Raw genomic sequence first — 9273 nt, 5'->3', positions numbered from 1 at the left:
CTAACTCGGTCAAATGTGGAGGGGCAAGCCCGCTCACCACAGGTTACTTTTTACCCTTGCACTTCTTAACTGACCGGCATTCAGGCAAGCCCCTCCCACATTTGATTGCATTCCAACATTTGTCTGGTGGTGTGGCTTACACCACCAACGACAGCAACATGATGAAAATCAGTGCCACCACCGACAGAATGGTCTCCATCGCCGTCCAGGTCTTGAAGGTCTCGGCCACGGTCATGTTGAAGTACTGCTTCACCAGCCAGAACCCTGCATCGTTGACGTGCGATAGGATCAACGAACCCGCCCCCGTCGCCAATACCAGCAACTCGCGGTTGACCCCTGGGATCATCCCTACCACCGGCACCACAATGCCCGCGCCAGTAATGGTGGCTACGGTCGCCGAACCCGTGGCAACACGAATCACCGCCGCCACCAGCCACGCCAGCAGGATCGGGTTGATCTGCGCGTTCACCGCCATATGGCCGATCACGTCACCCACGCCGCTGGTCACCAGCATCTGCTTGAAGCCACCACCGGCACCGATGATCAGGATAATCGCGGCCGTCGGCGCAAGGCTGGCGTCGAGCAGTTTGAGGATTTGCTTGGAGTGGATGCCCTGGCGATGGCCAAAGGTGTACAGCGACAACAACAGCGCCAGCAGCAAGGCAGTGATCGGGTGACCGATCATGTCCATCCAGTTGCGCACCACATTGCCTTCGGCAAATGCGATGTCGGCGAAGGTTTTGAGCAGCATCAGGAACACCGGCAGCAGCACGGTGACCAGGGTAATGCCGAAGCTTGGCAGCGACTTGTTATCGGTCTCGCGGGCCAGTTGGTCCACCAGTTCCTGGGAAGGATTACCGGGGATGTACTTGGCGATGAACGTACCAAAGATCGGGCCGGCGATGATGGCGGTCGGCAGTGCGACGATCAGGCCGTAGAGGATGGTCTTGCCGATGTCCGCGCCAAACACGCCAATGGCCAGTAACGGGCCAGGGTGCGGCGGCACCAGGCCGTGCACTGCCGACAGGCCGGCGAGCAGCGGGATGCCGATCTTGATCAGCGACACGCCGGTGCGGCGCGCCACGATGAACACCAGCGGGATCAGCAGTACAAAACCGATCTCGAAGAACAGCGGGATGCCCACCAGGAACGCGGCGAACATCATGGCCCACTGGACCTTCTCTTTGCCAAAGGCGCGGATCAGGGTCTGGGCGATCTGATCGGCGCCGCCGGACTCGGCCATCATCTTGCCGAGCATGGTGCCCAGCGCGAGGATGATGCCGACAAAGCCGAGCACTCCGCCGAAACCGTCCTGGAAGGCCTTGATGATCTTGTCCACGGGCATGCCCGAGGTCAGGCCGAGGAAGCCGGCCGCGATGATCAGTGCGATGAACGGGTGAACCTTGAACTTGGTGATCAGAACGATCAACCCGATGATAGTGACGACTGCGTCTAGCAGCAGGTACGACTCGTGGGACATGCCAAACATGGGGGGCTCTCCTGTTTGTTGTTGTTATTAAAGCGGGTATTCAATTTATCGCCGGGGATAGCGCTATCTTTTCCGGCAAAAAATTATTGAGTTCGTTCAAAACCGTGTTGCAGCCACCAAGCGTTGGTCTGCTCGGCCAATGCCTCGACACTGTCTTCGCTGGCGTTGAGGGCCAGGGTCAGCGGTTCGCCCACGGGCGATTCAAGGGTGGCGAACTGGCTGTCGATCAAGCTTGCCGGCATGAAATGGCCGGGCCGATGGGACACACGGTCGGAGGCCACTTCGCGGGTCAGTTCAAGGAATACGAAACCCAGGCCCGGCGCGGCTTCACGCAGGTGGTCGCGGTATTTCTTCTTGAGGGCCGAACAGGTAAGCACCGGATGTTCACCCGCTTTAAGCGAGCGGCGCAGCTCAGCGCACAGGATGTCGAGCCAGCCGGCGCGGTCGTCGTCGTTGAGAGGGTGGCCGGCGCTCATCTTTTCGATGTTCGCGGCAGGGTGAAAGCTGTCGCCTTCAATGGCGGTGGCGCCGTTCAGCCGGCACAAGGCCTCGCTGACGCTGGTCTTGCCACAGCCGGCAACACCCATGATGACCAGGGCAGTAACAGGTTGACTCATGAAACACCTCAGGACGCAGATAGCGCTACCTTTGCACGCGGTAAAGCGGGTGCAAAAACAGGCTTTTCCCGCGCCGTCTTGTCATTTTTATGGAGTGACGCGTGCATCCGCTCCAATCATTTGAACCGGATCAGGCAACCCAAAGTTCAATAATTTGCAGCCATTTGGAGACAGCGCTACCTTAGTGCCTCGATTTTTGTTTGGCAAGCCGCCTGATGACCTCTAAGAACGATAAAAATACGCGCACTACGGGTCGCCCGACCCTCAACGAAGTCGCCCGCCTCGCTGGCGTCAGCCCGATTACCGCTTCACGCGCCCTGCGCGGCATCAGCACCGTGGCCGTTGAACTGGTGGAAAAAGTGCAGCAGGCCGCCGCCGAACTCAACTACGTAGTCAACCCCGCCGCCCGCGCCCTGGCCTCGGCCCAGAGCCATTCGGTGGTGGTATTGGTGCCGTCGTTGTCCAACCTGCTGTTTATCGAAACCCTCGAAGCCATCCACCAAGTGCTGCGGCCCAAGGGCTTCGAAGTGCTGATCGGCAACTCGCACTATTCGCGCGATGAAGAAGAAAACCTGCTGCGCAACTACATGGCCTACCAGCCAAGGGGTTTGCTGCTGACCGGTTTCGACCGCACCGAAAGCGCCCGACGAATGGTCGAGGCCAGCAATGTGCCCTGCGTTTATATGATGGACCTGGACCCGAATGCAGGCGTGAACTGCGTGGGCTTCTCGCAATTGGCCGCCGGCGAAACGGCCGCGGCGCATTTGCTGTCACGTGGCCGCAAGCGCCTGGCCTACATCGGCGCACAACTGGACCAACGCACCCTGCTGCGTGGCGAAGGCTTCCGCCGCGCCCTGCAACAGGCGGGGATGTACGACCCGGCGCTGGAGCTGCTGACGCCGCGTCCTTCCTCCGTGGGCCTGGGCGGCGAGTTGTTCCTGCAGTTACTGGCGGCCCATCCCGACGTGGATGCAATCTTCTTCGGCAACGATGACTTGGCCCAGGGCGCGCTGCTCGAAGCCATGCGCCATGGCATCAAGGTGCCAGAGCGCGTGGCGGTGCTGGGCTTCAACGACCTGCCCGCATCGTCCTTTATGGTGCCGCGCCTGAGCAGCATCAGCACGCCACGGGAAGCCATTGGTCGGCGTGCGGCCGAGCATCTGCTGACGATCATGGCGGGCAACAAGATCGCCAAGCCGGTCGTGGATATGGGGTTTGAGCTGCAGGTGCGGGAAAGCACGTAGGACGCCCGTAGGACCGGGCTGACATTGCTGTGAGCACTACGCCCGATTGCCTACACTTACGTCAGAATCAGCTGGCTTGTGCACCTGGGTGACGGTCTCTAAGGTTTACCGGTCGCTGAATGTTTCGGTGATCGGGTTTAGAAGCCCACCTTTGGACTCCCTGGACCAGGAGCACTGAAATGCTGAAAGCCGCCGAAACCCCGTCAGGCACGCTCTTCACCGTAATCCCCGATGTCTCCACCGAAACACTGTTGATCAACAGCTACGAAACCGTATGTTCGGTCAGCACCTTGTTGCTTGACCTGTCCGATGACCTCAGCGGAAAACAGCGTGATGTGGCATTGGCTATTCATCAGTTGAGCGAGCTATCGGTCCTGCTGGTGGGCAAGGCCATGGACCAGCACACACCGCGCTGTTAAGACCCGCTTTTTTTACCGCTCCCGCCTGGAAATATCGCCGTCGATTGCGGCCCCTGCTAGATTGGCTGCTCTCCAAATGCAAGGGAAGCACCATGGGACACTCACTGAAAATTTTGGGCCGTACTTCGTCGATCAATGTGCGCAAGGTCCTGTGGACCTGCCACGAACTGGGCATCGACTACGTACGTGAAGACTGGGGCATCGGCTACACCCCCACCCAATCCCCCGAATTCCTTGCCCTGAACCCCAATGCGCAAATACCGGTATTGATCGACGACCACGGCGTGTTGTGGGAGTCCAACACCATCTGCCGCTACTTGGTCAGCCTCTACCAACGCCACGACCTCTTGCCCGCCGAACCCGCGCCACGGGCCAGGGTGGAGCAATGGATGGACTGGCAGGCCACCGAGCTCAACCCTTCATGGGGCTACGCGTTCCAGGCGCTGGTGCGCAAGAGTCCTGAGCACCAGGACCCGCAACGACTGGCCGCTGGCGTACAGGCTGGAACGAAAAGATGGGCCTGCTGGAACAGCAGCTTATGCGCACAAATGCCTACGTCGCCGGCGACGAATTCACCCTCGCCGACATCCTTATCGGGCTCTCGGTGCACCGCTGGCGCATGACGCCCATGGAGCATCCGCCCTACCCTGCCATCGCGGCGTACTACGAACGCCTCAGCCAGCACCCGGGCTTCCAGGCCTTCGCCCTCGACGGTCACAACTGAGGACATGCGCGTGATGCTGTGCATGTCTTCGCCCCCCGCTTTAAGCGGCAACGGCTGGCCGTTGAGGGCCAGCCATTGCCGCTGCGGCTGGGCCAGTCCCAGTAAAACCTGGGCTTTTACGCCCGGCACGCTATTTGCTCCAGCTGTCGCACCGTACATTTTCCCAGGTGACCGATCATGCTGGTTAACAACAACACCCAAGCTATATCGACCGTCCAACAGCTCAAGCGCCCCGACATGGACCCCGCCAACGCCGCAGCCAGTGCGCTGTACAGCGGCGCCGTGCAGGCCGCACAACAAAGTGTGACCGTGCCGGTCGCGCAAAAGGAACTGGACAAGGCCACCGACCGCATCGACGAAGCCTTTGCCAAGACCCGTGTGCAGTTGCAAGCCGCCACGACGGCAACCACCTCCTCGACCGAAACGCCTGCCACCACGTCCACCACTGGCGCGCGCTCGGAATTCACTGAGTACATGAGCAAAACCCCGGCCGAGCGCATCCGTGAGCAATTGCTCAAGGAACAGGGTTTGACCGAGGCGGATGTACAGAACATGTCCCAGGAAAAACAGGACGCGATTTCCAAGCAAGTGGCCGATCGCCTGAAGCAGCAGCAAGAGCAGCAGGTAGCGGCGAAGGCGACTGATCCGGCGCAGAGCGTGAAAGCGACCCTGGCAGCGATCTAAGCCACACAGGGGTTAAAAGCCGCTGAAAATCCAGGGACTGGACGGTGATCAGTGACCGAACAGGCCGCTCTCGGATTTCTTGGTTTTCTTGTCGGCGCGTTTTTCATCGGCGGTCTTTGCCGGTTTTTTCTTCGCGGCTTTCTTTGAATCCATACCTTTGGCCATGATGCGTGCTCCACTGAAAGGGGATGTAGCACTGGGTATAACACCGATCACCCGGCAGAAGGGGTTTATAATCCCCGCCCCTTTATAACGCCTGTCTGAACACCATGACTGAGTTGTCCATCGATCTGCTGGCAGAGCCTTTGTGGCCGCTGCTGAACAAGTTTTACCGCAGCCACAACTCGTCGATGAAGGCGCTCAAAGGCGGGCGTTTATGGGTGGTACGCGACGGCGAGATTGTCGCCGGCTTGTGCCTGACGCCGGTGGTGGGCGGGCAATGGCTGACCGGGGTGTTTGTGGCGCCGTCTTACCGTGGCCAGGGCTTGGCGGCGCGCATGATTCTTCAGGCAGTGAGGGATATGGAGGGCACCGTCTGGCTGCTGTGCCATCCGGACCTGGAACAGCTGTATCAGCGCATGGGGTTCACTCAGGACACGGTCCTGCCGCAATCCCTCAGCGAACGGCTGGTGCGCTACAAGCGCAACAAGCCGATGATCGCCATGGGCTTAGAACCTTTGGTGAGGTCGACCTCGGATAATGTGTGATCGGCGGGTACGGAGCCCATGCTAGCCTCGGCTGCACAGTGGCCCTTATCAGGATGATCATGAAAACGACGCTTGCAGCCCTCTCCCTTACCGCCCTCCTCGCCCCGGCCTTGAGCCAGGCAGCCGATGCACCGATCAGTGCCCAGCAATACGCCAGCGTGCTCGCCGGCAGTTGGCGCGATCCGGCCAACAGTGCCCGCGATGGGTATCGGCATCCGCAGCAGACCTTGGAATTCTTCGGTCTGGGCGCCAAACAGCGCGTGATCGAAATCACCCCCGGCGGCGGCTGGTACAGCGAAGTGCTGGCGCCATTGCTCAAGGACCACGGGCATTACATCGCCGCCGTACAGGCCGCGAGCAGCAGCGCCTATGCACGTACGTCCGAAGAGAATCTGAAAAAGAAATTCGCCGCCGACCCGACACATTACGCCAAGGCCGAAGTGGTCGAGTTCGATCCCAAGGCGCCGGTCTTCGGCAAGCCGGCCTCGGTCGATACGGTGCTGACATTCCGCAATGTGCATAACTGGGTGCTGGCCGATACCGACGCGGCGACCTTCAAGGCGTTCTACAACGTGCTCAAACCTGGAGGTGTGCTGGGCGTCGTGGATCACCGCGCCAAGGATGGGGCCTCGCTGGACGACATCAAGCACAGCGGCTACCTGACCACGGCGTATGTGGTGAAACTGGCCACCGACGCGGGCTTCAGGCTGGAGGGGCAAAGCGAGGTGAATGCCAACCCGAAAGACACCAAGGACTACCCGGATGGCGTCTGGACATTGCCCCCAGCGTTGAAGCTGGGGGAACAGGATAAGGCCAGGTATGTGGCAATCGGCGAGTCGGATCGGATGACGTTGCGATTCGTCAAACCGACCCAATAACCTGGTTTGAAAGGCCCCCTCCCACATTTTGATCTCTGTGTGTCTGGGGGTTATTCGTCGGCTGTGGGGTCCATGTCGGGGAACATCACTTCGATAAACCCGAACTTGCTGAAGTCGGTAATCCGCGACGGATACAACCGGCCAATCAGGTGATCGCACTCGTGCTGCACCACCCGCGCATGAAAACCCTCCGCAATGCGCACGATCGGCTCACCCTTGGGGTCGAAACCCTCGTAGCGGATCTGCTGGTAACGATCCACCGCACCGCGCAGGCCGGGCACCGACAGGCACCCTTCGTAACCCTCTTCCAGCACGGGGCTGAGGGGCGTAATCAATGGGTTGATCAGGATCGTCTGCGGCACCGGCGGCGCGTCCGGGTAGCGTTCGCTGGCTTCGAAACCGAAGATCACCAATTGCAGGTCGACGCCAATCTGCGGCGCTGCCAGGCCTACGCCGCCGACGTGTTCCATGGTCTGGAACATGTCATCGATCAATTGCCACAGCTCGGGGCTGTCGAACATCTCCGGCGGGACCGGTGGCGCGATACGCAGCAGGCGCTCGTCGCCCATTTTCAGGATTTCACGGATCATTGATCAGGCTCAACGGGAGTGGGCTTGGAGTGGTCACGGCCGAGGCCGGAGACGTGCTGTTTTTCATCGGTGTGGCCGGGTTCGTCGAACTCTTTTGCACCAGGGTCCTTGCCCTCGGCCGACATGTGTTCGATCACCGCGTTCATCTCCGCACCGAGCAGCAGCACGGCGGCGGAAATGTAGAAATAGAGCAGCAACACGATGATCGCACCGATACTGCCATACATGGCGTTGTAGTCGGCGAAGGTTTTGACGTAATAACCAAAGCCCAGTGAAGCCACGATCCAGACCACCACCGCGAGTACCGAACCCGGGGTGATAAAGCGGAATTTCTGTTCGACGTCGGGCATTACGTAATACATCAGGGCCACGGCGAACATCAGCAAAATCACAATCAGCGGCCAGCGCAGAATGGTCCACAAGGTGACCACAAACTCCTGCATGCCGATCTGCCCCGCCACCCATTCCATCACTTGTGGGCCGAGCACCATCAAGGCAGCAGCGGCCAGCAGCATGCCGGCGATGCCGACGGTGTAGAAAATCGACAGCGGAAAACGCTTCCAGATCGGCCGGCCTTCCACCACGTCGTAGGCCGCGTTCATCGCGCTCATCATCAGCCGTACGCCCGCCGAAGCGGTCCACAGCGCAATCACGATACCCACCGACAGCAGGCCGCCCTTGGATTGCTGCAACTGGTCAATCACCGGGTTGACCTGCTCCAGGGCCTGGGGCGGCAACACCAGTTCCGACTGAAGGCGCAGCCAGGTGAAAAAATCGGGCAAGTGCAGGAAACCGATCAGGGCGATCAGGAACAGCAGGAAGGGAAACAGCGAGAACAGCATCTGGTAGGCCAGTGCCGAGGCGTAGGTGGGCATTTCGTCGTCGACGAATTCCTTGACGGTGCGTATCAGCACTTTGTGCAGCTTGAGACCATCGAGAACCGGAAAGATCATAGCGTCTCCTTTCGCCGCAAAAAGGTTAAGTTCGTGGGCGACTCAGGGGCCGTTTTCTACATCAAAGTAGCCCATTTGGCGACTTTGAAACAATTACGAAACTTTAGTTGCATCGGCAGATACAAAAACGCCATCCGTGGATGGCCGCCGGGCTGTCTGAACACAGCCAGTGACGCAGGCTTACTTGGTGGCTTTTTTTACCGCATCTTTGGTATCGCCGACCGCTTTCTGCACTTCGCCTTTCTTTTCCTGGATCACACCTTCCGCTTGCAGCTTGTCGTTGCCGGTGACTTTACCGACGCCTTGCTTGATATTGCCGACCGCTTCGTTCGCCAAGCCTTTTGCCTTATCCGATGTGCTGCTCATGGTATTTCTCCGAAAGAACAATCAAGGGTTTTGGTGATTACCTAGAGATTGACCCGGGGCCGTTCGGCAGAGTTTCAATTATTTTCGGCGGGCATTTCGTCGAAAGCGGCAGGTTTGGCTTTATGTTTGGCGGCCAACCCACGAGAATGCCCGGCACATTCAGGCTATAACGCTGAATAACAGATCCCGTAGGAAGGTTATGAAACTCAATAAAGCACAGGCCATCGCCCGCAGAAATACCGAACTGGGCGGTGCCGTACTCGGCGTCAACAACTGCCACTTCACCGACCTGGACCGCAAACGCAATATCTGGTGGTTCGACCTGCCGCTGGGCCGCATTGCCGTCGGCCAGTACGAGTGGATCCACCTGTTGATGCATAACGCCGAGACCGACCAGTTGCTGCACCTGAAGGTGCCGACGGCGTTCCTGCGCGAGCACATCGAAGGGTTGGTGGTGCGCAATGCGGGCAAGCGCAAGCCGGAGATTACGTTGGAGCTGAGCGCAGACAAGGATTCGTTCTTGAAAGACGTGCGTCCGTCAGGCGCTAACGTGAGCTTCGCGCATTTCGCCCTATAAAAACACGGTTAAACATGTGGAGGGG

At 59.4% G+C, this 9273-nt stretch carries 11 protein-coding genes and 1 pseudogene; 7 read left to right on the top strand and 5 right to left on the bottom strand.

The genetic code is table 11. The annotated features are described in order from the left end of the window. Window positions 1-136 precede the first annotated feature (136 nt). Both IQK56_RS25540 and IQK56_RS25535 read right to left on the bottom strand, forming a co-directional pair. Window positions 137-1489, bottom strand: coding sequence for a GntP family permease (locus tag IQK56_RS25540; RefSeq protein ID WP_010208235.1), 1353 nt, complete (start codon window positions 1487-1489; stop codon window positions 137-139). A gap of 83 nt (window positions 1490-1572) precedes the next feature. Beyond that, window positions 1573-2106, bottom strand: a complete 534-nt coding sequence (locus IQK56_RS25535; RefSeq protein ID WP_122307658.1) for a gluconokinase — start codon at window positions 2104-2106, stop codon at window positions 1573-1575. A gap of 212 nt (window positions 2107-2318) precedes the next feature. Here IQK56_RS25535 and gntR point away from each other — a divergent pair, with 212 nt between their 5' ends. The 6 genes and pseudogenes from gntR (at window position 2319) to IQK56_RS25505 (ending at window position 6762) form a co-directional block, all read left to right on the top strand. Beyond that, window positions 2319-3350, top strand: a complete 1032-nt coding sequence (gene gntR, locus IQK56_RS25530; protein WP_183140522.1) for an HTH-type transcriptional regulator GntR — start codon at window positions 2319-2321, stop codon at window positions 3348-3350. A gap of 179 nt (window positions 3351-3529) precedes the next feature. Further along, window positions 3530-3769 carry a DUF6124 family protein gene (locus IQK56_RS25525; protein ID WP_122307657.1) on the top strand — a complete coding sequence of 80 codons (240 nt, stop codon included), beginning with the start codon at window positions 3530-3532 and terminating at the stop codon, window positions 3767-3769. Between the two features lie 92 nt (window positions 3770-3861). Further along, window positions 3862-4493, top strand: a pseudogene (locus IQK56_RS25520) (glutathione S-transferase family protein). 177 nt (window positions 4494-4670) lie between these two features. Further along, complete coding sequence (locus IQK56_RS25515) at window positions 4671-5177, top strand: hypothetical protein (RefSeq protein ID WP_150675640.1); 507 nt, start codon at window positions 4671-4673, stop codon at window positions 5175-5177. 269 nt (window positions 5178-5446) lie between these two features. Beyond that, window positions 5447-5884, top strand: coding sequence for a GNAT family N-acetyltransferase (locus IQK56_RS25510; RefSeq protein ID WP_193863888.1), 438 nt, complete (start codon window positions 5447-5449; stop codon window positions 5882-5884). A 59-nt stretch (window positions 5885-5943) separates the two neighbouring features. Further along, complete coding sequence (locus IQK56_RS25505) at window positions 5944-6762, top strand: class I SAM-dependent methyltransferase (RefSeq protein WP_193863887.1); 819 nt, start codon at window positions 5944-5946, stop codon at window positions 6760-6762. Window positions 6763-6812: 50 nt separating this feature from the next. On the opposite strand, the gene def is transcribed toward IQK56_RS25505, so the two are convergent. The 3 genes from def to IQK56_RS25490 form a co-directional block, all read right to left on the bottom strand. After that, window positions 6813-7352 carry a peptide deformylase gene (def, locus tag IQK56_RS25500; protein WP_122307652.1) on the bottom strand — a complete coding sequence of 180 codons (540 nt, stop codon included), beginning with the start codon at window positions 7350-7352 and terminating at the stop codon, window positions 6813-6815. Then, window positions 7349-8305, bottom strand: coding sequence for a YihY/virulence factor BrkB family protein (locus IQK56_RS25495; protein WP_099585429.1), 957 nt, complete (start codon window positions 8303-8305; stop codon window positions 7349-7351). The genes def and IQK56_RS25495 overlap by 4 nt, the downstream gene beginning before the upstream one ends. Window positions 8306-8485: 180 nt before the next feature. Beyond that, window positions 8486-8671, bottom strand: a complete 186-nt coding sequence (locus IQK56_RS25490) for a CsbD family protein (protein WP_099585430.1) — start codon at window positions 8669-8671, stop codon at window positions 8486-8488. 199 nt (window positions 8672-8870) lie between these two features. Between IQK56_RS25490 and IQK56_RS25485 the strand changes: the two genes are divergently transcribed. After that, a complete protein-coding gene (locus tag IQK56_RS25485; RefSeq protein WP_099585431.1) occupies window positions 8871-9248 on the top strand; it encodes a hypothetical protein in 378 nt (125 codons plus the stop codon). Window positions 9249-9273 lie beyond the last annotated feature (25 nt).

Source organism: Pseudomonas cyclaminis, from assembly GCF_015163715.1.
Taxonomy (GTDB): Bacteria; Pseudomonadota; Gammaproteobacteria; order Pseudomonadales; family Pseudomonadaceae; genus Aquipseudomonas; species Aquipseudomonas cyclaminis.
The sequence above is the reverse complement of the archived record's forward strand: the minus strand, read 5'-3'. Positions and strand labels throughout refer to the sequence as shown.